This is a genomic window from Desulfobacula sp. (genome assembly GCF_030145145.1).
Lineage (GTDB): Bacteria > Desulfobacterota > Desulfobacteria > Desulfobacterales > Desulfobacteraceae > Desulfobacula.
The window spans coordinates 144,697-171,534 of record NZ_JAQYWD010000003.1; the positions used below are offsets into that span (position 1 = coordinate 144,697).

Sequence of the window (26,838 nt, forward strand, 5' to 3'; positions counted from 1 at the left end):
AATTAAGGAGTTTGATTATGGGTATGCAAAGAGTGCTTTCAACGATAACATTATTTTTTGTCCTAGTAACATGTGGTTTTATTCAAGAAGCAGGGGCCGGCTCAAAACAGGTAATGAAATATTATTGTGTGGCCCCGCCTTTTTCACCGGTGAACACCAGTATGGAAAAAATGAATGAATTCCTGAAAAAAGAGAGTGGCGGTGATTTGGAAATGGCTTTATTCCCATCCGGTCAACTCGGACCCGAGAGCCAGGGGCTGAACAGTCTGAAGATGGGTGCCGTTCAGTCTGCGGCCATTACAGGGGTTGCCATATCCGTGCTGGAACCCAAAGCCAATATAATGATGCTCCCCTATGCCTTTAAAACATGGGAAGATATTGAAACCTTTGCCAACAGTGCCACCATGGCTGATATAGGCAAATCCCTTGATAAAAAGGGCTTAAAATTAATGGGTGTTGGCGGATATGGGTTTTTTAATGTGTTGTCAAAAAAGAATTTTTGTACGGACATAAGCGATTATAAAGGCTCGAAAATAAGGGTTTATCCGACTCCCATCCTGATAGATCTTTACAAAACCCTTGGTGCGTCACCCACGCCCATTGCCTTTCCTGAAATTTATACCGGTCTGCAGCAGGGTGTTATAGATGCAACAGACGGCACTCTGGACAGTTCCTATGCCAGCAAGCAGTATGAGATAGCCAAATATTTAACGCGGACCGACCACCTTTACGGCTGGTTTCTTTATCTGGTGAATAAGCGTTGGTATGGTAAATTATCCGAAAAAAATCAGATCCTTGTGCGGGATGGGTTTGAAAAGTATTCAGTGATTGCCAGACAGGAGACAAAAAAATATGATGCTAAAGTGATGAAAATTTATGCTGAAAACGGCGTCAATGTAATGCGGCTTTCTGATGAAAAACGAAATGCTTTGCTTAAAAACACTTACAGCATCCATGAAAAATATAGGGATATTATCGGTGCTGATCTCTTGGATCAGTTTTATGGTGAGTTGAATTTTAAGGCACCCCTCTAAAGATAGAACACGTCAAGTCGTGGAAAGGGGGGAAACCCCCCTTTCCACGGATTAAAGGGAGAGTTTTATGGTGAAGCAAATTTTGATTTTTTTATCAAAACTGGAAAAAAATATAATTGCCGGGCTGCTTTTTTTTAACGTGGCCATTTTGTTTATTACGGTTGTCCTCAGATATCTGTTTAATAATCCGCCGGTATGGCCGGAAGAAGCCAGCAGGTATGTAATGATATGGATTGTTTACCTTGGGGTTTCCCAGTCCATTGAAAATGATACAGAGATAAAAATAGATATATTGACCCAGGTGACAAATTCGGCTGTCATAAAAAAAACGGCGCCTTTTATTGCCGCAATTGTTGGGATGCTGATAGCTGTCTTTATGTTGATCTACGGTATTCAGTTTACACAAATGCTCATGGAAAGCCAGGAAGTGGCTGCATCTTTCCCCTTACAAAAGGGATATATTTACTCAATCATACCCATTGCCGGTATGCTCATGACCATAAAATACATGATACGGCTGGCAGCTCACATCACAGGGCTTAAACTGTCTTGATAATGGCCATGGCAGATCTCTCTGCCACAACAAACCATGAAAGAGATTTAATTCCAACAGGTTAAACGTTTTTTCGTGTAAAACGGATACTGCAGTTGATTATTGCTGCTCAATGCCAATACAGGGTGATAAAATGGAAAATATTATTATAGGTGTTCTTTTAATCTCTTTTTTTCTGTCAACAACCTCCATCGCCATATCATTTGTTGCCACCGCCACCATTCTTTTTGTTCTATATATGGATGTGCCGATGATGTATATTGTTGCAGGACTTTTTTCCAAGCTGGATTCATTCCCTCTGGAAGCCATTCTTTTCTTTATCCTTTTGGGCAATATCATGCGCAAGGGCAATTCTTCAATGCACTTGATTGGGTTTATCCGGTTACTTGTCAGTAAAATTTCCGGCGGTCTCGGTATTGCCGGTATCATTGCGTCTGCCGTATTTGGAGCCATTTCCGGTTCTGCAACAGCCACAGTTGTTGCCATCATGCCCATAGTGTTGCCGGAAATGATTGCTTCAGGATATAAAAAGGAATTTTCTTATGGTGTATTAACCACTGCAGGTATACTCGGGGTCATTATTCCGCCGAGTATCCTGATGATTTTATATTCAGTGGTCGCAAATGTTTCCATGGGAAAATTGTTTTTAGGGGGATTCATTCCAGGGATAATGATTGCCATAGGGCTTTCCTTGTACGTGATGATTGTATCAAAAAAAAATCAATACGGGGTTGAAGAAAAACAGGTGAACAATGGTTTAGGTGATATCATCAAAGCCGGTCGAAAAGCCATCTGGGCCCTGATGCTTCCCTTCATTATTCTGGGGGGGATTTACGGCGGCTTGTTTACACCCACCGAAGCGGCTGTGGTGGGCAGTGTGTATGCTTTTTTTGTGGAAATGACGATATTTAAAACCATTGATTTTAAAAGTTTCAAAGAAATTTTGAGCACCTCGGGAATCAGTACGGGCGCATTATTATTTACACTGGCAGGTGCCACTGTTTTTTGTGATTATCTTACGATGAAGCAGATTCCCCAGGAATTATCCTCATTTGTGGTATCCAATATTACATCCCCCATCGTATTTTTAATTTGTATTAACCTGCTTTTTTTGTTTCTCGGAACATTCCTGGACCCTTTATCGGCAATAATTGTCGTTGCCCCACTATTGTTGCCCACGGTTATCGCATTAAATATTGATCCCATTTTTCTGGGCGTTATTCTGACCATTAACTTAGGTGTGGGGTATGTGACACCCCCACTGGGTGCCAATCTTTTTGTGGCATCCATGATTCTCAAAGAATCCTATGCAAAAATTGCTGTTGCAGTTATTCCAACGCTGGTGATTTATGTCATCATTCTAATACTGCTCAATATCTTTCCATCAATTATCATGTTTTTACCGAATCTTTTGATGTAAGTCATTTGTAAAAACACAGCAGGAGCTTTTCATGGCAAAATATATAACAGAGTGTAAATTAACAGTTTACAAGAGTGAAAGAGCAGGCAGGATTGCCATTGTTACAATGGATAACGGCCAGATGAATAAAAAGCCGATTACATGGAGTGATGAGGCTTTGGATTCCCTGGGAGGGGTGCTGGATCAGGTTGAAGCAGATCCTGATTTTACCGGCTGGATTTTAACCGGGAATGCATGGTTTTTTAATGCCGGGGCTGATATTATGAGTGTTAACCTTTCCGCCACATGGGAAGAGGCATTAATGGAAGGACAAAAAGGGCATACGGTTTTTAAAAGGATCATGGATCTTGATATACCAACTGTTGCCGCCATTAATGGCATCGCCCTGGGCGGGGGGCTGGAATCGACGCTTTACCATGACTACCGAACCGTCTCCGGCACCCAGGGCAGCCGGGGTAAATTTGCTTTTCCAGAGTGCTATATGGGACTGATCCCCGGTTGGGGGGGGACCCAGCTGGTTCCTAGAATTGCCGGGCCGGAAGCTGCTGTTGAACTGATCATTAAAAATCCGTTAATGGGAAACCGAATGGTCAAGCCGGATCGACTATTGGAAATAGGGCTTGTAGATCAATTGTATGCACCGGAAAAATTTCTGGAAGACACCATAAATTTTCTGGAAGATATTATCACCGGCAAAGGCGATATAAAAAAGCAAATTGCAAATCCCAGGATGAGTGAGGCCCAATACAATGACGCCCTTGAGTTTATAAAAAAAATAGTCCACTCCGGTGCTAAAGCACCCTATGACGCGCTGGCATTAATTGAAGAAGCGGATAAAACAACTTTGGAGCAGGGTTTTGTTAAAGAAAATGAGGCCCTTGCCAGAATGCTGATATCCCCACAATTTAAAGCCAGCATATACTCGTTTGATCTGATTCAACGAAGATCTAAAAAAATGTCCGGCCGGTTCAGTCATCTCGAGACCAGGAAAATTAATAAAATAGGCGTTGTCGGTTCTGGTTCAGAGGGCTGTGACCTGGCCCTGTTGTTTCTTCAACGGTTCAAGGTGACAGTGGTGCTGCAGGATATGGATCAGGTGGGTATTGAAAAGGCAGTACAATATATCCAGGGACAATTATTCAAAAACAAGGAAAAGGGGCTTTTGTCGTTGACGGAAGTTAACAAGCTGGCCAATGATTGTTTGAAGGGGACCCTGTCTTTTGACACCCTTAAAGATTGTGATGTCGTAATAGAAACTGTTTCAGAAAACATGAGTAAAAAACAGGAATTATTTCATCAATTAGAATCCGTGTGCAGCCCTGATTGCCTGTTTCTGACCACCACCTCTTTTTTGGATATTACTCAAATGGCCTCTGTGCTCCAGTATCCTTCAAGATTGGCAGGGTTTCATCCGATACCACCCCTTTTTGCAAGGCCTCTGGTTGAAATTGTCAAATCAAAAGAGACAAGCCAGCTGGCCTTGGCAACAAGTTTTTCAATTGCCAATAACGTCAAAAAAGTCCCTGTTCTGGTTGAAGACTCACCTGGGTTTCTTGTGGGTCGTTTATTGAGTGCCATGGTAGAAGGGGGAATGACCTGTCTGGAAAAAGGGGCTTGTTTTGAGCAGGTTGAGAAAGCCAATCTTGATTTGGGTTTCCCCATTGGCAGTATGGGGGTATGGCAATCTTCAGGCGCATCAGCCATGCTGAATATGCTAAAAACGATGGCGGACGTCTGGCCTGAAAGGTTTAATGGTCGTGAAGGACTGCAACGTATCGTTGCCCAAAAGAAAAATATGATTTTCATTCCCTCGGACAGGCAGATAACTTTAGACCCTGAAGTTGCCGATATCTGGCCCCGGGGAAACGTTTGTCTGACTGACAATGAGATAAATGAAATTGTTATGACCCGTCTTGCCGTTGAGATAGACTGCCTTCTCAATGAAGGGGTTGTTGAGAGCTATAAAGATGTTGACACAGCCATGCTTTTGGGAGCAGGTTGGCCATTTTTCAATGGAGGAATTACCGGTTTACTAGATCATAACGGATACTCGGAAAAAGTTTTGGGCCGGAAATTTATGGTCATGAATTAAATCGTGCCTGAACGGAAACACTAAATGCCGGGGTCTTTTTCGAGCAACCGTTAAACAGCGCAACAATTTCAACAAATAAAGTTGACAAACAGTAAATAATTGGTTTATTGCCGTCATATATTAAATCTTTATCTCATATGAGGATGGCAATAGCATGCTGGACACCCAAGTCAAAAACGAATTAATGACAATCGTCGATACCGGCAGATACCTTGACCGGCCCGAAGAACTGGCCTGTTATGCCTATGATGCCTTTGTGGTGGAGGCCCTTCCGGATGCGGTGATATTTCCTGAAACAACCCAGGAGGTATCGGATATTGTAAAAATCGCCTCCCGGTATAAGGTTCCCGTTACCTGCCGGGGGGCCGGTACCAGTGTCTGCGGTGCACCGATTCCGTTAAGACACGGGATTGTGATCTGTTTTTCAAAAATGGACAAGATTATCGACGTGAATACCCGGGACCGGTATATCATTGTTCAGCCTGGCGTTGTCAATGTCGATGTCCAGAAAGCCCTGGCACCGTTCGGGTTCTTTTATCCACCGGATCCGGGTTCCATGAACACCGCCACCATTGGGGGGAATATGGCCATGAACGCCGGCGGTCCCCGATGCCTGAAATACGGCGTCACCATTGATTATGTTTTAGGGATGGAAGTGGTCCTGGCATCCGGGGACATCATCCGGTTCGGCAGTAAAAATATCAAGGATGTTACTGGATATAAACTGTCGTCACTTTTTTGCGGTTCAGAAGGGACCCTGGGAATTATTACGGAAGCGATTTTAAAGGTCCGGCCGTTGCCTGAGACGGTAAAGACCCTCATGGTGACCTTTGATGATCTGGATAACACCGCAAAGGCCGTCACCGATATTATCGGGTCGGGCATCATACCGGTTGCCATGGAACTGATGGACAAACTAACCTTGAATACCATTGAAGACGTGGCAAACCTGGGACTGGACAGGGAGGCGCAAGGGTCATTGCTCATTGAAATCGACGGGGTGAAAGAAGCCTGCGAAAGAGAGATGACCCTCATCATTGAAAAGGTGAAAGAAAACGGGGCAATCCATGTCCAGGAAGCTAAATCAGAGGTTGAACGGGAAAGGCTCTGGACAGCAAGGCGGTCCGCCTATGGGGTCTTTGCTAAACTGGCACCGGATATTGTTTCGGAAGATGTGACCGTTCCTGTGAGCAAAGTCCCGGCGATGATCCGTAAAATCATAGAAATTACAGAAAAATATGGACTCAAAGTCGGTGTTCTGGCCCATGCCGGGGACGGCAACATGCATCCCATGATTCCGGCCAACAAAGCAGACAAGGAAGAATGGCAGCGGGTTGAACGCGCATTTGATGAGATTTTTCAGGCGGCAGCAGCGCTGGATGGAACCCTGTCCGGTGAACATGGCATCGGGCTTGCCAAATCCGATTATCTTCCCCTTGTGATGAACAAACAGACCATTGATTTTATGAAAAAAATCAAGCAGGCGGTTGATCCTGACGGTATCCTGAATCCTGGAAAATTTGTATGAAAAAAAAAACACCTCAAAATTGCGGGAAATGCGGGCTATGCCTGAATGTCTGCCCGGTATATAAAGTCTTAAAAGAAGAGCCGGCATCTCCCCGGGCCAAGCTTCAACTGATAAAAGCCTATGAGAATGATACCCTTTCGTCGTCTCCCCTGTTAAAGGAAATTATGTCTAAGTGCCTGATGTGCGGATCATGCACCACCAATTGTCCTTCCGGGATAGATCATTATTCAACGTTCATGGAAATGAGAAGAAAAATGGTGGAAGACCAGGGGGAAACGCCGGCCATAAAAAGTCTGACATATCTTCTGGCCCGGGAATACCGGTTAAAATTTGGTGCCGGTCTGGCCAGAACCGGGCAGAAATTTGTGCCGGACCTTTTTGCCCGGAACTATAAACTGGGTAACATCCCGTTAAAAAATTTTCCAACACTCAATGCCACCCCCTTTAGAAAAGCCCATGATGTCATTATACATCCCGATAAAAAACCAGTGGGAAAAGTGGTTTACTTTACCGGGTGTGCAACCAATTATTTATATGATGACACCGGCGTTGCCACCATTGGGATTTTAAAACACATGGGGTATGAAATTTTAATTCCCCGGGACCAGACCTGCTGCGCTATCCCATTGTTGTTTCATGGGGCAGCAGACAGGGCATCCAAAAATATTACCACCAATATCAATGCGTTAAAAGGCCATGATGTGGATGCCATTATTGTGGACTGCTCCACCTGCGGAGAGGCATTGACAAATGAATATCCGCGGTTTATCGAACAACAGGGTCAAAATCCTTCCGAAGCAAATGCTATTGCCGAAAAGGTGATGAATATTCTTTCGTTTATTGATCAACAGTTTGATCGTCTGGAATTTGATCCGAATATCACTGAAAAACTTTCTGTCACCTATCATGCGCCCTGCCACACAAAAAACAATTTTAACGCCCACATCATTGTTGAACGTTTGATTGAACGACTGCCTTTTGTGGATTACAAAAGGGCGGTTGATGCGGATGAATGCTGTGGCGGTGGGGGGACCTTTTTTTATGAATATCCCGAGGTTTCAAAAAAAATGGTTGACAAAAAAATTGAAAACGCAAAAGCTGTAAACGCATCGCAATGGCTTACAGATTGCCCGGTCTGCAGGATGAACCTTGCCGGCAATCTGGATACGGATGATCCGTTGAAGGTTTTACACCCGGTAACCCTTATTTATTCGGCATTGAAAGACATATGAAAATTAAATTAGAGCAAGGTCAAATCCACCTGGACATCACTCTCCCGGATGATAAAGTACTGGATATTATTATGGGAAAAGATGTCCCGGCCCTGGGCCATGATAAGATCAAACAGATCATTTCAAAGGGGATAAAAGCGCATACGCCGGCAGATATCATCCATCAAAAGATTGCCATTATCATTCCGGATAATACACGGCTCTGGGCCCGGGGGGATGTTTTCGTTCCTCAAATCGTCCGAACCCTTTTTGAGTTGGGTGTTGCCCGGGAGAACATCAAGATCATCATTGCCCTCGGGACCCATGAGGATATGGAAAAGGACCAGTTTGCCGAGCTTGCCGGAAATTATTGCACACAACGCGTTAACATCCTCAATTCAGCGAATAAAGATCAGGACCGGTTGGTCCATCTCGGTAAAACATATAAAAATACCCACCTCACTTTCACAAGGGAGGCTGTTGAAGCCGATCATATCATCATTTTCGGCGGGATCCTCCATCACATGATTGCCGGATTCGGGGGCGGCAGAAAATATATATTGCCGGGTATCGCAGGGTATGACACCATCCAGGAGAATCATTCGCTTGCCATTCGGAAAGACGGTTCCCCCCACCCACTGGCCCGGCAGGCAAAATTGTGGGGAAATCCCATCAATGAAGACCTCAATGAGGCCGCTGATTTGTTTCTGGAAAATAAAACCTGCACCTATGTTGCGATTGCCGCAAATGGTACCGGGGACATTTTTCACGCCGGGGTGGGACCTTTGCATACGACGTTTATGAACGGCTGCAAAGAACTTGACCGGGCCTGTTGTATCCATGTCCCTGAAAAAGGAGATTTTGCACTGATTTCAGCCGGGGGATACAGGGTGGACGGCCAATTGTATCAAGCCACCAAAGCCCTTTTCAATGCCGTCAATATTGTGAAGGAAGGCGGAAGCCTCCTTTTTGTGGCCGGGTGTTCCCAGGGAGCGGGAAATGAAACATTTTCATCTGTTTTAAAAACGTTTAAGGAGGATCCCCAAAAAATCGGCAAAGAACTGGCCATCCGTTTTAACATGCCCGCTTATGTTGCGTTCAGGGTCATCGATGTCCTTAACCGATTTGATGTAACCCTTTTTTCAGCGTTTTCAAAATCACAGACAACGGCATTGGGATTTGGCTATACCGATACCATTGACGACTATATTAAACAATTAAAGGGAAAAGGCTATATTATCCCATTTGCTGAAAATATTCTGCCGGTTATCAGTCGCCCTTAACCGGTAACGATGTTATATCAATTGACATTGAATATTTAAAAAAAAGAAGTCTCATTAGCTCATATCAACTTTAAAGGAGGCATTATGGAAAGACGGACATTTTTAAAAAAAGCAGGTATTGGAACCGCCACAGCCGCAGCGGCATTAACCGTTGGCGCACCGGCAGTCATTGCCGCGCCAAAAATCAGATGGACAGCCACGTCATTCTGGAATCCAAAAATAAGAATCATGTTCGACAAGGTTAAGGACTTTTGCGAGAATGTAAAAGAGATGACCGACGGCCAGTTTGAAATCAAACTCTATGGCGGCGGCGAGCTGGTCCCTCCTCCGGGTGCCTTTGATGCCGTATCCAAGGGAACGGTGCAAATGGGTACCGGGTCTCCGTATTTCTGGGCAGGCAAATCAACCGCATTCAACTGGTTTGGGTCCATCCCCTTTGGCATGAATGCCCAGTCCATCAATTCCTGGTTCTATGAAGGAAATGGCCAGACACTGATGAATGAATTGTATGACCGGTTTGATCTTGTCCCCAGGATTATTGGAAATTCCGGTATGCAGATGGGGGGCTGGTATGCCAAAAAAATCAACTCCCTGGAGGATTTCAAGGGCTTAAAAATGCGGATTGGCAGTATTGCCGGCAAGGTTCTTTCCGAAGTTGGCGTTACAACTGTTTTTGTGCCGCCGGCTGAAATTTTTCCGGCCCTGGAAAGAGGCGTGGTGGATGCAGCGGAATTTGTCGGCCCGGTTCATGATATCCTGCTGGGGCTGTATAAAGTCGCCAAATATTACTACACCCCGGGATGGCATGAGCCGGGACCGACCCTGGATATTTTCTTCAATAAAAAAGCCTACAATGATCTGCCCAAACATTTTCAGCGCGTCCTGGATATTGCAGCAGGCGATATAAATATTAAAACCCTGGCCGCTTTTGATGCCCAGAGCGGAGCAGCCCTGGACACGCTGGTCAAGGAGCATAATGTGAACGTACAGGTCTATCCCGAAGATGTATTGAAAAAATTAAAACAGATATCCAAACAGGTCATAGCGGCTGAAGCGGAAAAAGATCCGTTTGCCTTGAAAGTCCATGAAGATTATGTGGCCTTCCAGGCCAAAACAGCTGTCTGGGGAAAGATGTCTGAAAAAGTTTATTGGAATACAATGGCTTAATTTTATGCAGACCGTTAAAAAAGCGATTCTTTTGTGTGATAAAATCAATGAATGGATTGGCAGTGTTATTGTTACCTCTGCTGTTTTTTTCTTCATTCTGGTGATCTTTTCCAATGTGATTATGCGGTATGTGTTTAATACCAGTTTTGTGTTTATGGCGGAACTGGAATGGCATGTGTTTGCGTTTATTTTCCTGGTAGGTGCCGGGTATACCCTGTTGCATGATGGACATGTCCGCGTGGATATCTTTTATTCAACGATGGACAGAAAAAAACAGGCCCTAATTAATTTTTTGGGCGTCCTTTTTTTTCTGATTCCCTCCTGCTATGTTGTTTTGACCACCACCATTCCCTGGGTTATCGTCGCATATGAAATCGGAGAAGTTTCCATTGATGGCGGTATTCCTGCACGGTTTTTAATAAAGGCAGCCTTGCCCGTGGGTTATTTTTTAATGCTGATTCAAGGCCTCTCGCTTTGCGTAAAAAGTGCGTTTATTCTTTTGGGAAAACCGTTGGATCTGGATCATTCATGATTGTGTCGCTGACGGGGAGATAACATGCTGATTGAGTATTTGCCATTTTGGATTGCGGATTACCTGGCTGCCTGGCTTTTTGTGGTATTGACCATTGCCTTAATGGGAGGATTCCCCGTCACCTTTACCATGATGGGGGCGTCCTTCCTTTTTGGCCTTATCGGATTAACGCCTGGTTTTTTTGATCTGCTGCCCCTGCGGATGTGGGGGATTATGAACAATACCATGTTAATGGCCGTTCCCCTGTTTATTTTCATGGGTCTTGCCCTGGAGAGATCCGGGCTGGCCAAAGCCTTGCTGGAAACAATGGAGGAGCTGTTTCAAAATGTCCGGGGCGGCCTGGCCATCTCCGTTGTTATTGTCGGCGCATTACTGGGGGCATCCACCGGCATTGTCGGGGCCACGGTGGTGACCATGGGATTGATGTCCCTGCCCACCATGCTCAAGCACAACTACTCCAACTCTTTTGCTTCGGGCACGGTTGCCGCCTCGGGAACCCTGGGTCAGATTATTCCTCCCAGCATTGTTCTGCTGCTTCTGGGGCCGGTGATGGATGTGCCCATAGGCGATATGTTTATTGGGGCCGTGATACCGGGAATGATTCTCGTGTCCCTGTATTGTCTGTTCATCTGGCTGTCTACATTTTTTGGAACAGCAAATGTTCCGGCAGCCCAGGAAAAAGGCGTTGAGTTTGATGTCGTCTTTATCCTGAAAATTTTAAAAGCCCTTTTACCCCCTTTGTTTCTCATTCTGGCAGTTCTGGGCACCATATTTGCCGGCATTGCCACACCAACTGAATCCGGCGCCATGGGCGCTGTGGGTGCCGTTATCCTCACGGCCATGAATCGAAAGCTGTCTTTTGGATTACTGCATGACGTTGCAAAGGGCACCATTCGCATGACCTGTATGGTGTTTATTATCATTATGGGGGCCACCTGCTTTGCCCTTGTGTTTAGAGGTCTTGGGGGGGATGACCTGCTTCGGGAATTTATCGACAGCATGCATCTGTCCGGGTGGCAACTGGTGACCATGGTCATGATTTTTATTTTTATCCTGGGGTTTTTCCTCGATTTTATTGAAATTACCTATATCCATATTCCCATCATTGCCCCCATTGTGGTGGATTACGGGTATGACCCCCTCTGGTTCGGCATTCTGTTTGCCGTAAACCTGCAGACATCGTTTATGACGCCTCCCTTTGGGCCCTCGCTGTTTTATCTGAAAGGGGTTTGTCCGCCGGAAATCAAAACAATGGATCTGTATAAAGGCATTATTCCTTTTGTGATATTACAGCTTATCGGATTAATGATTATTGCCGTCTGGCCCAGCCTTGTTACCTGGCTTCCGGGAATCGTTTACGGCAATTAATGTGTTGATGTATGGAAAGCAGCTGGAATGGAATGTATATTTTGACTCGTGTGTGCCCCATAGTGGAAAAAGTATCGGCGATAAACAGGCAAAGCTCATGGTCATCATCTATTTCTACAAACGAAATCGTCAATGATCCCAGCGGTAACCCCGGACGATTGCCATCCCCTTTAATCATGATTATATTCGAATAATAAAAGAAGATGTTTGTTCAAATGTTCAGTGGTTGAACCAACGTCAGATATAAGAAATGTGGTTGTTTGTTTGCAAAAGGAGACCTGCCATGACAAAAGGGAAAAGATTTCCAGAAAATGTAATCCCGGTTAATTTCAAAAGGAAAAATCCCCGGCAACGCTCTATGAGGGAATTATATCCTGATGCCTTTGCCATGTATGTTGATACGGATTCTGACCACCCGGATAAATTCAGTCAGGCCCTGTTGGACACGCTGCAGGAACAAGAAGATCTCATTGCCGGCAGGGGGCTGGAGCGTCTTGATAACAAGTCGCTGCCAGATGATGACGAGCCGCATGAATAAAACCCTATCCGGTTGTTGCTTTATATCACTCAACTTTCGGGTTTGGCCATTTATGCCTGGAGTCAGGCTTTTTTATGGCGTTTTTTACCCGTATAGTAATGAAATAGTGATAAAAAGCACCATAAAAAAGCCTGACCCCATCGATTAAAACTAACGTCCGAAAGTTGCGTCAAATTATAATCAAATAGTTGAGGGAGACAAGAAATGGGTATTTTTAACGGGTTGTTGGGCAATGCAACTGAAGTGAAGGTGGAGGATCTGCAGCAGGAACTGAATCCAATATTAGCGGATGGTGAATCCATAGAAATGGCCTATAAAGTGCTCAGGGACATGTATATTTTTACAAACAAAAGATTGTTGCTTATTGATAAGCAGGGGTTTACGGGAAAAAAAGTCGACTATCACACGATTCCTTATAAATCAATATCGCATTTTGCTGTAGAGGCAGCCGGACATTTTGATATGGAAGCGGAATTGAAAATCTGGATATCCAGTTCAAAAGAGCCAATTGTAAAAACATTGAAAAAAGGAACCGATGTTGTTGGCATCCAAAAAACAATCGCTAATTTTATGTTCAATTAATGTTAGCGGTTTCGTTTTTTTCTTTGTAGAAAAGGCCCATAAGGCAATACCTCTGTTATACAGGAGAATTCCAGTGCATCCACTTTCTTCCTGCACCAAAGTATTGCCAGGCTGCTTATTTCTCCATCGCCATTTTAGTCAATACATAAACGGCCTCCTGTAAACCGATCCTGTCACCTCCTCGATGACAGTCTGGTCCGGGCCTGCCAGCAGAATGGTTTCACCTGAGGCAGAGAGTTTGAAATTCGTATGCAGTCCCTCCTGATCTTCATCTTTGTCAGCCCAGACGATCAGATATCCGCCTGCTGGTATGGACACGTCCGGGAAAGTCCATTGGGCGATATCCGCGCTGTTATCTGTGAGAGAATACCCTTCAAGGGAAATATCGCTGTTGCTTTTGCTCCCAAAATGATTGTTAAGGAAAAACTTGTCAACACTTTGAACGTTCGTATAAAGTCCCATGCAGGTTCCGTTGATGGTCACGTTGATAAAATTCGCCTGGCTTGCGGGCATGTATTTGCCGGCGATTTCATAGCTGACCACTTCCCGCACAAAACTTGGGTCTTTATATACATTGGCAAGTTTAAGGGTTCCGTAGCCGTCCAGGTTCTGATCCTCAATAAGATGATCCAGTTTAATATTCAGCGGATTTTTTATATTTTGCGGGCTGTAACTGCTGTTCCCCTTATACCGGACACCGACGTTTTCATAAGTAACGCCTTTAATGACCGCTGTTCCCACAAGTCGTTCTTCTTCCCCAGCCGCGTATAAGTCGTCAAGCAATTGATCCCAGTTTGATTCCACAAAAGTGATGGAAATCGTGTTGACCGTATTGATGTCGTAAAAATCCTGTGCCTGTGCCTTGGGAAAAGCAGCGGTTAAAAAAATAAAAATTGACAGGAAAAAAAATGGTGTTGCGCATGACCGACGTTTGTTGGTGATCATCATTTGATAGTCTCCTTTTCATAGTATTGCCACCTGCATGTGTTTGTTGAAGGAACAACTGTAAAATGATTATCGGACGAAAATAAACCAATTTCAATAGGCCGCTAACCCCTCTATTTTTCCACACATTTTCATCTAATTGTCCCCTTAATTATTGCGTATACGGTCATACAGATGGTTTCGAAATTTTATCGCCATTTTTAAATACGAATCAAAGGAGGTTAGATAGGGTTGGAAGCATTGTGTAACCGAACCGGATTATGATTTTCATCATCGTGTTCGGTTATACCGGGTCAGGTTGGGGGAATATCGTCCTTGCTACAAAACCATTTTATATCCATATCCATAAGCTGATTGAATGATTTTTTCTCCGGGAAGATACCCGGCAATTTTTTTCCGTAAATTCTTGATGTGAAAATCTATGGTTCGCTCATATCCGTCAAAACTGTATCCCTGGACCTTTTCAATCAATTGAGTCCGGGTAAAAACCCGGTTGGGGCTGCCCATTAAAACCGATAATATGTCAAATTCACTGGGTGTCAGGTTTAACTCATTTCCTTTCACCGTCGTGATACGGGATGTTTTGTTTAACTGGATGGGGCCGGATGACAGCAGTTCATCATCCGTTTTTTTAAGGGTTCTGCGCAGCACGGCATTTACCCGGGCAACCACTTCTCTGGGGCTGAAGGGCTTACAAATATAATCATCGGCACCCAGTTCAAACCCGATAATCCGGTCCACTTCCTCCACCCTTGCTGTGATCATGATAACCGGAATGTCTGAAAATTTTCTCAGCTCCCTGCAAATGGTTTTTCCATCCACATAGGGAATCATGATATCCAGAAGGATCAGGGCTGGAGGGTTTTTTTTGACCAAAGGAATGACTGTATCGCCCCGGTCCAGCAAAGAGACCTGATAGCCCTCCCGAACAAGATAATCTCTCAGAATCTGGGCGATATCCGGTTCGTCTTCCACAATTAGCAAGTGTTCATTGGACATGATTCATCCTTAAATTATTTTTTTTTGCAATGGCAATTCAATCTTTATCTTTAGTCCACCCAAAGAAGAAGGGGATGCCTGAATCGTCCCCTCGTGTTTTGTGATGATCTGCCTGGCAATACTCAATCCAAGGCCGCTGCCGCCAAGAGCCCGGTTCCTGGATTGTTCCACCCGATAAAGACGATCAAAAATATATGCCAGGGAATCGGCCGGTACTCCGGGTGAAGAATCTTCAACACAAAGGATTATCCGGTTTTCTTGTATGTCATGGGAAATTTTAATGCTGCCGGGAGAATCGGTATATCGAAGGCAATTTTCAAGCAGATTGCTGAAAACACGGCTTAAAAGGATGGCATCTCCTTTGATTTCCAGCCGGTCTTCCTTTTTCCAGTCTGTGTGAATTTTTATCTGCTGCTGCTCAAGGCGGATAAGAAATGTTTCAAGGCATTGGTTGATCAGTTCAAAAAGGTTGACGGATTTCAGGTTACACGGCAGAGTCTTTGAATCGGCAAGGGAAATCAGGTGCAGATCATTGACCAGTTTGCCCAATCCCATGATATCATTGTGCAGTGAATTCAATAATGTCGGTGTCATCACGCGGATACCGTCCTGCAATGCTTCTATTTTACTTCTGATGACCGCAACCGGTGTGCGTAATTCATGGGAAATATCTGAAATCCAGTTTTTCCTCAGTGTTTCATACTGCTTCAGGGTTTGGGCCATGAGATTAAAATCATCGGCAAGCCCGCCGAGTTCATCGGTTGAATGGACTTTTATTTTTGTATTAAAATCGAAATTCATCATGGCTCTTGTCCCCCGGACAAGTTCCTGGATGGGGGACAGCAGATGTTTTGACATCAGATAAGAGATAATGATGGCCAGGACAAAGATGCCCGCACCGATAATATAAAAAGATTGTGTCTGTTTTTCCAGAAATTCAAGTTCAATGGGTTTAATCATTTCTGCCTGATTTTTCAGCCCCAGCCAGCCGATGGTCTGGTTTGAAAGGACAATGGCCCTGAAATTGAACTTATCCCCGGGTTGATACTCTCCTGCGACATATTGCTTGTCCTCATCAAAGAGGCAGAGCCGTCGGTGAAGCGTAAATGGATCCATGGGTTTTAAAACGCCCCGGGATGGCGGACCGCCCAATGGATTAAAATGGTGAGGGGGAGGCACGTTGCTGTTTTTATGGTGCTCCGGCGGTCCGGGATGAAACCGATCTTGATCCGGATTGTCCGGGTGGGATTCAGATAACAGTTTTTCCCATCCAGTCTTGTTGTCATGGAAATCATCCCACCCTGCGGTTAACTGATATCTTTTTTTGAGCAGGCCCGCCAGTTTATCCAATTTTTCAAACTCCACATTATTTACAAATCGAATAAAATTTTTCCGGACATTGATTTGGGTGACACCGACAACCATAAATACAATTAAAAAAGAGGTAACAATAAATGCGATAAAAAATTTATACTTAAGTTTCATCTACGACTCTTTTTGTTGATTACTGCATTATTTTTTTAAAGGGTTTAATTTTTCAACACCCCAATTATCAAACGAAAACAAAGTAATTTCAAGATCCCAGGGCGATCCTCTATTTATCCACACATTTTGATCATCAGGCACACATCTTTGGGTGGTATCATATCATCTTAGCGTTTTGTGTCCGGAAATATGGCGCTTATTCTGAAGCGCTGTTGTCAGCGACATCCAGATATTCAGCCATAAACGATTGTATTGCAGCATTGTATCCTTTTGTCAGGCTTGCATCGCTGTGACCGGCATCCTTGGCCAAATAGCAGGCGACCTTGTCATGGAGAAAACTTTGTTTCAGTTGCAGGGCAAAGGAGACTGGAAAACGCTGGTCTTTCATGCCGTGGATAATCATCACCGGCATTTTAATCTGTTTAGCCAGTCGAGCCGGGCTGTATTTTTCAAGCTCACCTTTGTAGAAAAGGCTCATCCAGAGGATAATCATTGGACCAAAAAGGTTTCCGAAAACAGGATTGACCCAGCGGTATAAACTCATCAGCGCTTCTTTGGTATGGGCATAGGACGCTTCGAGAAAAAGCAGTTGAACCGTGGATGGGTTCCGTGAGGCAGCTAGGATGGCCCCGGCAGACCCTGCTGAGTGGCCATATAAAAGGACAGGGGCATTCACCCATTTCAGTACCGCTTCAATATCTTCAGCAAACTTAACGGCATTCATGAATCTTTTAGGACTGGAATTGCCGTGGTCTCTTGCGCTGTGGATAACGGTCGTAAATCCCCATTCGGCAAATTGCCGGGCTCTTTTTACCATCCGGTCACGATTCCGGCCCCATCCGTGGGCAAATACCACAATGCCGCGTGACGGCGCCTCCGGGTCGATTCGCCACACTTCCAGGGAACCGCCGTCAATGGCCGGAATAATGGTGTCGACAACAGATCCCCAGTCAGGGGCATCGGTTACGGGATGTCTGGGAATTTCCTGTACCAGATACGTTAAAAAAAGACTGATCACCAGATAACCCAAAACGAGACCAGCCAAACCATAAAAAATTATTGGCATAAACAAGAGTAGATCAGCGCTGTTAAACTCCATCGAATATCTTTCCTTTTCATGTTTTTAATCGTTAACCAGGGCATTATGCAAAATATAATTATAATTATCCAGCCTAAGTTTTAAAACATCTGCCCAAAACAGGCCTCATTACAATGGCAGGCCTATAAACTGCCCGGCATGGCCCATGACTAGCCTGTCATCAATATATTCATGATGAGTTGGGAATCCCTGATCTAATGAAATTGACAAAGAAATACATAAGTGCTAATTTTTCAGTAAATACACAACCGATTGCAGAAAAAATTATTTTAACATGTCTATGAAACCATTTTGTATCCAGGCCGTATTGTTCGATTTTGACGGCACATTGACCCAACCCGGCGCCATTGATTTTAATGCCATTCGCAGGGAAATCGGGTGCCCCGGGAGAACCCCGGTGCTGGAATTTATTGAAGCGCTGGCCGATTCCCAAAAAAAGGCCGATGCCTGGCAGGTGGTCCAGCGATTTGAGATGGCTGCGGCGGCAGTGTCCGAGCCCAATCGGGGGGCAGAGGAGATCATCGGCCATATTCGAAAATCCGGGCTTCGTCTGGGTATCCTGAGCCGAAACGGCCTGGCTTCCATTCGGCGGGCCCTGGATAATTTTAAATACGTTGGGGAAACCGACTTTGATTATGTGGGATCCCGAGATCTTCCCCTAAAACCCAAACCGCATCCGGAAGGCGTTTATCATGCGGCCCGTTCCATGGGCGTTGATGCCGAACAGGTTCTGGTTGTGGGAGATTATGTATTCGATATTCAGGCCGGGCAGGCCGCCGGGGCGGTGACGGTGTTTCTGGAAAACGGAACCGCCGGTGAATCCGGGTCCAGTGATTTTTCAATTGCCCATCTTGAAGATCTCAGGGCGGTTCTGCGGATGGGCCTTCCCCTGCCTGCCGGAAAACTGCCCAATGATCTATTGCAGCGGTTTATGGCTGATTTTAAGCTGGATGATCCAAGCATCATCATGGGGCCGGGGGTGGGGGAAGATGTGGCGGCCATTCGACCGGTTGAAAATCAGCTCCTGATTTTGAAATCAGATCCCATCACCTTTGCCACCTCGGCCATTGACCAGTATACCATTCTGGTCAATGCCAATGATATCGCCACTGCCGGGGCCACGCCGCGCTGGTTGCTAGTCACCTTGCTGTTCCCCTGCGGGACCACGCCTTCTCAAATTGGCCATGTCATGGGCGGTATTCAGGAAAGGGGAGCCCGACTGGGCATCAGTCTGTGTGGCGGCCATACGGAAATCACCGATGCGGTGACCCGACCGGTAGTGTCGGGGATGATGCTGGGAACCGTACCGGAGGCGGACCTCGTGGACAAGCGCCGGATGAGACCCGGAGACCACGTGCTGCTGACCAAAAAGGTTGCCGTGGAGGGTACGGCCATCCTTGCCCGGGAGTTTGGCGACCGGTTGGTGGCTATGGGAATGAGCCGGCGCGATCTTGACGAGGCCAACGCGTACCTGTCTCGAATCGGCATTCTCACTGAAGCCCGGATTGCTGCTGCTACCGATGGAATTCATGGCATGCATGATGTCACCGAAGGGGGTATTGCTACGGCACTTACCGAGTTAAGCGCCGCAGGTGGTTGGCGCATTGAGGTGAACACGGATGCCGTTCCCGTCTATACGCACACCCGGCGCATGTGCCGTCTGCTTGGCCTGGATCCTTTGGGGCTCATTGGTTCCGGAAGTCTGCTCATCTGCTGTTCACCGGATACCAGCCGGCAGCTGATGGCGCAGATCGAATCCGCAGGCATTGCCGTCAGCCGTATCGGTCGCGTGACGCCGGGCATTGCCGGGATTGATGCACTGTCCGGCGGTGAACCCGTCGGCTGGCCGGTTTTTGAAAGGGATGAGCTGGCACGACTGTATGATGGCGGTGCCCTTCCATAAATGTCTTTCTTTTCCTGAAATCAGTTTGAATGTATAACTAGTCATGCAAAAAATACACAAATTCAAACCTTTTACCTGGATGTATTCTTTTTTAGTGCTGTTCAGCAGCGCTTTTTAATGATATTAATACAAAAAAAATGCATTTAAGCAGAAGTGATATTTTGTATTTACTACTCCCTTTAATGGGTCCCTTGAATTGTCATTATCTGTAAAAATAAGATAATTAAATCTCAACTGCACGCAATTAAAGGAATTGTCGACCCATCCCATGTTAGATTTTTTGCAGTCCTTAATCAATTAAAACAAACCCGTTTTTAACAAACCATTTTATCAGGAGAAGTGGATGTCTATTTCAAAAGCAGCAGTATTTAACAGGTTCCTTTTACCCTTTGCCCTCTCAATTCTGATTTACAGTTGCCCCGGTATTTTTGCAATCTCTACTGCTTTTGCAACCATTGACATAGACGAAGACGGAAAAACAGGCTTTTCTGAAGTTGTATATGCGCTCAAAGCCAGTGCGGGAATAGAAGACAGCGATCTCATAGACATTGACGGAGACGGGCAGACCGGGATCAATGAAGTGGTTCACATATTAAAAATTTTGTGTGGTGTACCCTCTGTTCCCCTGGCGGATACAGAAGGCCTCCTGGCCTCAATCAGTATTTCCTCCATCCATGAACTGAAAGAAAAAACATCCACAAAGGGGGCCCTTGCCTTAACCGTAGAAATAGGCAATTCAGATACCGGTACGTCCACCGAAAAAATCATTAAACTGCTCAAAGAAAACAACCGGAACATCGAGTATCAAAAATTCATAGATGATGGTTTTGCCACTGAGGTGATTGATAAATTAAAACAACTGCCCTACTCGCCTGTTGCGGTGGAACAATTTGTTCAACTGCCTGATCCGGATATTTTTCCGATACAGGCAACCGACAATGCGCTGGCCATACTGAATCAGGAAAAATTAAAAAAATTAAATCGGAAATTGAGATTAAGCGGCCAGACAGCCCTGGGTCTGGCGGAATTTCTTGCCTTGCAAAATGCCTTTCGCCGGATACCCATTATCAATAATTTCGGCAATCTTGATCAGCAGTTTCAAAATGTTATCGTCCGGGATACAATTCCTGCAACGACCCGTGAAACCAAGTCCTTTGGAATGTCTACCCCCCTGGCAGACGCGACACCGCAAGGCTATGCGCTGGTGAATGCCGTGGATGAACTGAGGCAAAGCGGTGGTATCGGCGAGGTTCCTTTGGGTGAAGAGGTCTGTTTTATTTCAAGGTTGCCCAATTTGCCCATGCAGATTGCCAACCCCAATGAGCCTATTGATACGGCCCTGGTCAGTTCCGAGGGAAACGATGCCCTTGTTTCTTTCCCTGAAACCGGCATAGCTGTTATTGTGGCAAGCCGACAGGCCACCATCGTTGACAGTGACGGCCTGACGCTGAGTTCCGGCGAGTCAACAGATACCCTGGTTTATTACCTGCCCATAACAAACAGCAACCGCTGTCTGCCCTATCGATTTGTGGGCGCCAGTGCGTCATACAGTATCACGCTGGTGGATATGATAAAACCGGCGCGTCTGACAAACCATGTCATTTCAGACGGTATGGAATACCTGAGCAATGGCCCGGCAGCAGAATTGTTTAATTCAAACACCATATTTAATGCAAAATCCTATACCTTCAGCACCCTCAACTCCCAGCTGTCCGATTTGACGGTAACCTTTGATCTGGATTACAATGATGCGGCCCATGCATCGTTTAATTTTGTCCTTTATTCCCCATCCGGCACGGTCTACGCAGGCACTAAAGATCAACTGCCCGAAAATATCAGCAGGGATTCGGGCATCTGGCGGCTGGATATATTGCCGGCCGGCAGCATTTCCATTGCTTCAAACCAGATATCGGGTTTGAACCCCGCGGGTGTGGATTTTTTTAGTAATGAAAAAACACTCGATTTGACCACCCTAATCAATACAGACCCCCAGGTTCAAACCAAAGAATTCATGCTCGGTACGCTTAAAAATATTTCTCTAAAGACCCAGGGTGAAGACGGCACCTTTGATGAAGGTGAAGTGACCATTGATCTGAATACCAATATGGCCCCTAAACTGCTTATTCCCTCCTATATTGATGACATCATCGAAAGTGGTGATGAAATGAACGATACCATTGCCCTCTGGCAATGTTGGAAAAATTCGGAAAAAACCGGTCTTGAATTTGAAACCGGCGGCAGTTGTTTCAGCTTCAGAGCAGAATTTTTGCGCCGCCGGGAACTCTATGAAAGCTCTCACACCTTTGATTATCAGAATGATCCGGAGACATACCAGTGCCGTGACGAAAATGGTGAAGAAGCGGTATGTGTCCGGGGGGAACTGGGGCCTTACAATATGCCGGAACCGGTCTCCGACATCTTCAAGGTCCAGGCGGTCATGAACGATTTTTCAAAAGATATGCAGCGCCAGTATCAGGATGTCGAGTATTTAAATTTATTGTCCAATTACTATGATTTGTATCAAAACTGGAAAGACCGGACCGTTCAGGTGGACACGGCCCAGTTTCCCTATGATGGTCTGCCCTATAAAACACATGAATTTTCAGGGTGTGAGGCCGGAGATGCGGACTGCCTGGCATCGGCATTAGAAGGGAATTATCCCCGCATACCGGTGATTATCCAGACCAACCGGCCCATATTTGGTGTTCCCCTGGACCGGCTGAAAGAGAGCACCTTGCCCATCACCTTTGATTACACGGCAAGCGACCAGGATGTATACGATATCAATGCTGCGAACTGGGCCTTTTTAAGCTATCTGGCCAGCCAGACCTTCAATGTTGTGACGGGTAATTTTATCGGCCTGATATGTGACAGTGTTGATCTGGTGGATGATCTTCATGATGTGGAACTGGCCGCCGAAGATGATCCCCTGGGAAGTGCCAGGGCCAGCATCAATCGTTATTCCAGCAGTGATCCGTTCTATGGCCTGCATGGTCAGGACGCATTCAAATTTTTCATGTCAGGTGTTCCCGAACAAAATACCCAGATTGATACCTATGGTCAGAAATTAAGTTATGCGCAAATTACCTGTGATTGTGCCAATCTCTCCAGTTCAGGACTGCAGTTTGCACAAAATGCAGATGCTGTTTTGAATCTTGATTATGAGCAGTTGGGAACGGCTGCTGATGTGTATAAAATCATTGGGGGAACATCGACTGCCATCAACGGTGCCCTTATTATGGCAGAAGCGGAAGAGATTGTTCAAAAGATTAAAGCAGGCGATATTGACGGGGCCAGAGACCTGATGAAAACTAGCAGCAATATCAATGCGCTGAATCAGGGACAGGACCTGTTTGATGATCTCGACAGTCTGTTAGCCGGCTATGCGGATGTGGGCTCTGCCGGAAATGGGAATAATGTTTTAAAATCAAGTGCCGGCTATTTATTGGGTACCGGTAAAAAAACCCGGGCGGAAGTCGAATTTGAACGCGTTGGCTCTGTTCCGGTTACCAGCATATCTGTTTTACTCGATCGGGTTAAGATCATATCCAATTATGAAGAAGATGATAAGGCGGAGATCCGCTTAATACCCTTTGTCGGCGTTATCAGCGACAAACCCAGGGTGGGAGACGAATTACAGACGTTGTTTACAGACAGTGAAGATCTCAATGACGGCAACCACCCATGGAATTATCTTCGCTTTAACGATGTGGCGGACGGTCAGACACTGGACACCCCCGATACCGTTCTGTATTCAGGTGGCGGGTACAATACGGCCGCACTCTATGTGGAGCTGGCCGTCATTGAAGATGATGCCTTAAGTATCGAAGATGATGACATGATTGGTATCTTCAGCCAGACCATCAAACTTGAAGAAATATTCAATGAAAATGCCGAATTCAAATGGACGTTCCTGGGGGGCAGCAACTACGAGCTGAAGATCACTGAGTATCCGATCTACAACTCAAGCAACCAGCTCTGCCTGGAGAACCCCCTCAGTGATGATTTTGAACGTCAGAAAGCACATAATCTCAACAGAAGACCCAGTGCCCTTGTCTCCATGACCGTCAAGTTGACACTGGGCGATATCAGCGTCCTTCATCCGGTGGTGGATACCTCCCTTGATGTCGGCGTCATGGGGGCTGGCCGGGATACCTATTCCATGGAGATGAAAGCAGTCAAAGAAATCGACACCAGCGGGTATAACCGTATTTTTGACGTATTCCAGGGCAACGCCATTGTGGGCAGCCTTTATGATCAATTGTTGACAGCGACGATTGTCGCCTATGGTGTGGACCCCTATTATTTAACAAACCGGTTTACATATGATGTAAATGACTTCTCAGGAGACCTGTTGCCCATAAAAGAGGCCATGACCGCATCACGCTCCCTGGCAACGGGTTTTCGCAATGCCGGCAATGAGATTGTCAAGGAATTGCCCCTGGTCCAGCTTCTTCCGGACAATCGACTGCTCTTTGCCATATCCCATGATCAAGGCGCCCGATTAATGATTGTCCATTATACCGATGCGGGGGAGATGACTCTTGAAAGCAGCGTTCTGGTTAAAGATGTAAACGAGAACCCGGTCTACAGCCTGTTGAATGCAACACTGTCACCGAATCGAACGCGCTTGCTGGTACCTTATGTGCCGGCAGATTATGGGGCTGCCTCGGACAAAACCGTCCCTGCCTACCCAAAATTGAATGTATATGAGATCAATGGCGATACCATAACACGTCTGTCGGCCAATTCCTTTGGAAATGGCGTTCCCTTGACAAATGTCGAATTTATTGATGAATCACATGTGGCCATGCTCACCCGAACACTCGTCTTCGGCAGTGACGGTGACGCCTGGTGGCCGGACTGGGAAACCGTTCAAAATAATTGCACCGGCGACGATTTAGATTGTCTGTTCGAAACAGTGGGCAGAAATATATTATTGTTTACCATCAATGCCAGTAACCGGCTGGAACTGACGGATTCCCGGGACATTTTTTATACACCGTCCTATGAAATATATCAAAAGGATTTCTATCCGCTTAAAATGCTGCTCTCCATGGATAGCAGTAACAATGACCTGCAGCTTGTCTCAACCATTGAAGGCGATTCATCCATATTGCGGTTGGGGCAGAAAATTTACCAGTTGAATTTTGAACCAACTACAGAAGATTATTATTTTGGAAACAGTTCCGCCTATCAGAATGTAAAATCACTGAGATATAATGCCGATGGTGACTATTACTGTGCCGGCAGCATCACCTGTTCCGGCTTTCTCCGGTCGGCATTGAACCCGTCAAGGGACGATACCAATGTGTTTAAAAGCGAAGATAAGATCTGGACGTTTGAATTTGCCGATACGGATCGGGACATGGCCCTGGGCATATATGGTGACAAACTTCAACTGCTGAGTTTATACAACGGGGCCGCCTATAAAGGCCCGCAAATCAGCAGTGACATGTTTGATACACAAATACAAATCAATGATACCGGTGTCATCAATTTTTCTTTCACCGTAACGGATCGGGACACACCGGCAGACCAGCTGGCAATGACGGTTACCGCAATAACGGTAGAGGGCCCTGACGGTTACAGCGGAACCCATATCTCGGAAATAACCGCTGTGACAGATAGCGAGGGTGTCATCCATTGTTCCGGTACCATTACCATAGATAATGTTACCGGCATCAATCTTAACCAGAAAATCCTGGTCAGTGTCACTGACGGTGTCTATACATCAGAGCAATGGTTCTGGATATTCCATGAGGTCATAACGATTATCGTTCCTTTTGCGGATCATGATCATGGCGGTGAGCCATGGGTGACCGATGGCACACCATCGGGGACCCGTATGGTGAGTGATGTAAAAGAGGGAATGGGGAGTTCCATCTATTTAGAAGCGGGTGAATTTTATAAACTCAAGGATGCCTACTATTACGGCTTCTGGTATGTGCCCCCCGGTTATAACAGTTGGGACGGGTATGGAAGGTTCTATAAGGTCACTCAGAACGGTATTGATTTGGTTAAAGATCATTTTTCTGTAGATAAGTTTACGTCTTTAAATGACACCCTGTATTTCTCGGGGAATACAGATCCTTTTGCGGACTGTGACGGCAAACTTTTGTGGACGAGTGACGGTACGCCTGCTGGAACACAGTTGGTTAAAGATATGGTTACCGATACACGCCTGGACCAGATCTCAAGCGGGCTTTTTACCCTTGATAACCGGATATTTTATTCCGCGGCGACAAATAATGGCGACAATGACAATGCCATCTGGAAGAGCGACGGCACCGAGGGGGGCACGGAGAGACTGCTCGATATTTTCGGTTGGGACCCCTTTGGAGACGGCGGTGAAGTAAACAGTATGGTCCCCATGGGCGGTCATCTATACTTCCAGGGAACTGATCAGCGGTATAACGACAGTCTCTGGTCCAGTGACGGCACCACTGCCGGCACACAGAAACTGAAAACCATCTGCAGCGAAGGGTGTGATATCCGCAATTTCACCGCTGTTAACGATACCTTGTTTTTTGATACCTGGAGTGATCTGTGGAAATCGGATGGAACAGCGGCCGGGACAGAGAAGATACCCCTTACAGCAGCCGGTACCGTTGACAACTTAATTGCCTGTAACCATACCCTGTATCTAACCATCAGCCAACGTCTGTACGCCAGTGACGGAACAACAGACGGGACGGCCAGGGTAGATGGCTTTTCAGGCATTATCGGGTATTTTACCCCGGGTCCCAATATCTTTGTCCACAGTATGTTCTGCTTTAATGACATTCTGTATATTAAAACCGTTAATAATGACACCAATCAATACTCGCTTTATGCCTTGAATCCGGCGGAAAGCAATGATGCCATCATCGTGAACAGTTTGTCATATAACACATTGAATGTGACACCTTACCTGTTGGATGATTCATTAATCTACACCACTGACGACGGTGTCAATACAGAATTGTGGAAATACAATATCACCGATGGCAATGTTTTAATTAAATCAAACAGCAAGTAAATAAATACATATAAACATGTTTCAGTTAACGCATGAGATTAAGCGCATAATGCATTGTCAGCAAGCCCTCTCTCCAGT

General features: G+C 45.7%; 18 protein-coding genes. 14 read left to right on the forward strand and 4 right to left on the reverse strand.

All coding sequences use genetic code 11. The features are described 5' to 3' along the window. The first annotated feature begins 17 nt into the window (after nt 1-17). The 12 genes from Q1Q15_RS02405 (at nt 18) to Q1Q15_RS02460 (ending at nt 13,308) form a co-directional block, all read left to right on the forward strand. Nucleotides 18-1,034 carry a TRAP transporter substrate-binding protein gene (locus tag Q1Q15_RS02405; RefSeq protein ID WP_300456136.1) on the forward strand — a complete coding sequence of 339 codons (1,017 nt, stop codon included), beginning with the start codon at nt 18-20 and terminating at the stop codon, nt 1,032-1,034. Nucleotides 1,035-1,101: 67 nt separating this feature from the next. After that, on the forward strand, nt 1,102-1,587 hold the full coding sequence (locus tag Q1Q15_RS02410; RefSeq protein WP_300456139.1) for a TRAP transporter small permease subunit: 486 nt from the start codon (nt 1,102-1,104) through the stop codon (nt 1,585-1,587). Nucleotides 1,588-1,720: 133 nt separating this feature from the next. Then, nucleotides 1,721-3,007 (forward strand): TRAP transporter large permease subunit, encoded by a 1,287-nt coding sequence (locus Q1Q15_RS02415; protein ID WP_300456142.1) that lies wholly within the window; start codon nt 1,721-1,723, stop codon nt 3,005-3,007. Between the two features lie 31 nt (nt 3,008-3,038). Continuing rightward, on the forward strand, nt 3,039-5,099 hold the full coding sequence (locus Q1Q15_RS02420) for a 3-hydroxyacyl-CoA dehydrogenase NAD-binding domain-containing protein (RefSeq protein WP_300456143.1): 2,061 nt from the start codon (nt 3,039-3,041) through the stop codon (nt 5,097-5,099). Between the two features lie 154 nt (nt 5,100-5,253). After that, nucleotides 5,254-6,627 (forward strand): FAD-linked oxidase C-terminal domain-containing protein, encoded by a 1,374-nt coding sequence (locus tag Q1Q15_RS02425; RefSeq protein ID WP_300456146.1) that lies wholly within the window; start codon nt 5,254-5,256, stop codon nt 6,625-6,627. Beyond that, nucleotides 6,624-7,859 carry a (Fe-S)-binding protein gene (locus Q1Q15_RS02430; protein ID WP_300456148.1) on the forward strand — a complete coding sequence of 412 codons (1,236 nt, stop codon included), beginning with the start codon at nt 6,624-6,626 and terminating at the stop codon, nt 7,857-7,859. The genes Q1Q15_RS02425 and Q1Q15_RS02430 overlap by 4 nt, the downstream gene beginning before the upstream one ends. Next, complete coding sequence (gene larA / locus Q1Q15_RS02435; RefSeq protein ID WP_300456150.1) at nt 7,856-9,121, forward strand: nickel-dependent lactate racemase; 1,266 nt, start codon at nt 7,856-7,858, stop codon at nt 9,119-9,121. The genes Q1Q15_RS02430 and larA overlap by 4 nt, the downstream gene beginning before the upstream one ends. An 84-nt stretch (nt 9,122-9,205) precedes the next feature. Beyond that, on the forward strand, nt 9,206-10,288 hold the full coding sequence (locus tag Q1Q15_RS02440) for a TRAP transporter substrate-binding protein (protein WP_300456152.1): 1,083 nt from the start codon (nt 9,206-9,208) through the stop codon (nt 10,286-10,288). A 4-nt stretch (nt 10,289-10,292) separates the two neighbouring features. Continuing rightward, nucleotides 10,293-10,820 carry a TRAP transporter small permease subunit gene (locus tag Q1Q15_RS02445; protein ID WP_300456154.1) on the forward strand — a complete coding sequence of 176 codons (528 nt, stop codon included), beginning with the start codon at nt 10,293-10,295 and terminating at the stop codon, nt 10,818-10,820. Between the two features lie 24 nt (nt 10,821-10,844). Beyond that, complete coding sequence (locus tag Q1Q15_RS02450; protein ID WP_300456157.1) at nt 10,845-12,188, forward strand: TRAP transporter large permease subunit; 1,344 nt, start codon at nt 10,845-10,847, stop codon at nt 12,186-12,188. A gap of 283 nt (nt 12,189-12,471) precedes the next feature. Further along, complete coding sequence (locus tag Q1Q15_RS02455; RefSeq protein ID WP_300456159.1) at nt 12,472-12,726, forward strand: hypothetical protein; 255 nt, start codon at nt 12,472-12,474, stop codon at nt 12,724-12,726. A gap of 204 nt (nt 12,727-12,930) precedes the next feature. Continuing rightward, entirely contained in the window at nt 12,931-13,308 is a 378-nt protein-coding gene (locus Q1Q15_RS02460; protein WP_300456162.1) for a PH domain-containing protein, read from the forward strand. A gap of 138 nt (nt 13,309-13,446) precedes the next feature. On the opposite strand, the gene Q1Q15_RS02465 is transcribed toward Q1Q15_RS02460, so the two are convergent. The 4 genes from Q1Q15_RS02465 to Q1Q15_RS02480 all read right to left on the reverse strand — a co-directional run bounded on the left by Q1Q15_RS02465 (nt 13,447) and on the right by Q1Q15_RS02480 (nt 17,836). Further along, nucleotides 13,447-14,256 (reverse strand): CotH kinase family protein, encoded by an 810-nt coding sequence (locus tag Q1Q15_RS02465; protein WP_300456163.1) that lies wholly within the window; start codon nt 14,254-14,256, stop codon nt 13,447-13,449. 315 nt (nt 14,257-14,571) lie between these two features. Then, entirely contained in the window at nt 14,572-15,252 is a 681-nt protein-coding gene (locus Q1Q15_RS02470; protein ID WP_300456166.1) for a response regulator, read from the reverse strand. Nucleotides 15,253-15,261: 9 nt separating this feature from the next. Then, nucleotides 15,262-16,737, reverse strand: a complete 1,476-nt coding sequence (locus Q1Q15_RS02475) for an ATP-binding protein (RefSeq protein ID WP_300456169.1) — start codon at nt 16,735-16,737, stop codon at nt 15,262-15,264. 196 nt (nt 16,738-16,933) lie between these two features. Further along, nucleotides 16,934-17,836: an alpha/beta fold hydrolase gene (locus tag Q1Q15_RS02480; protein WP_300456172.1), complete on the reverse strand. Its 903-nt coding sequence runs from the start codon at nt 17,834-17,836 to the stop codon at nt 16,934-16,936. Nucleotides 17,837-18,110: 274 nt separating this feature from the next. On the opposite strand from Q1Q15_RS02480, the gene Q1Q15_RS02485 reads away from it, so the two are divergent. Together Q1Q15_RS02485 and Q1Q15_RS02490 are read left to right on the forward strand one after the other, a co-directional pair. Next, nucleotides 18,111-19,739: an HAD-IA family hydrolase gene (locus Q1Q15_RS02485; RefSeq protein ID WP_300456175.1), complete on the forward strand. Its 1,629-nt coding sequence runs from the start codon at nt 18,111-18,113 to the stop codon at nt 19,737-19,739. A 343-nt stretch (nt 19,740-20,082) separates the two neighbouring features. Further along, nucleotides 20,083-26,760, forward strand: a complete 6,678-nt coding sequence (locus Q1Q15_RS02490; RefSeq protein ID WP_300456178.1) for a hypothetical protein — start codon at nt 20,083-20,085, stop codon at nt 26,758-26,760. The last annotated feature ends 78 nt before the right edge of the window (nt 26,761-26,838 follow it).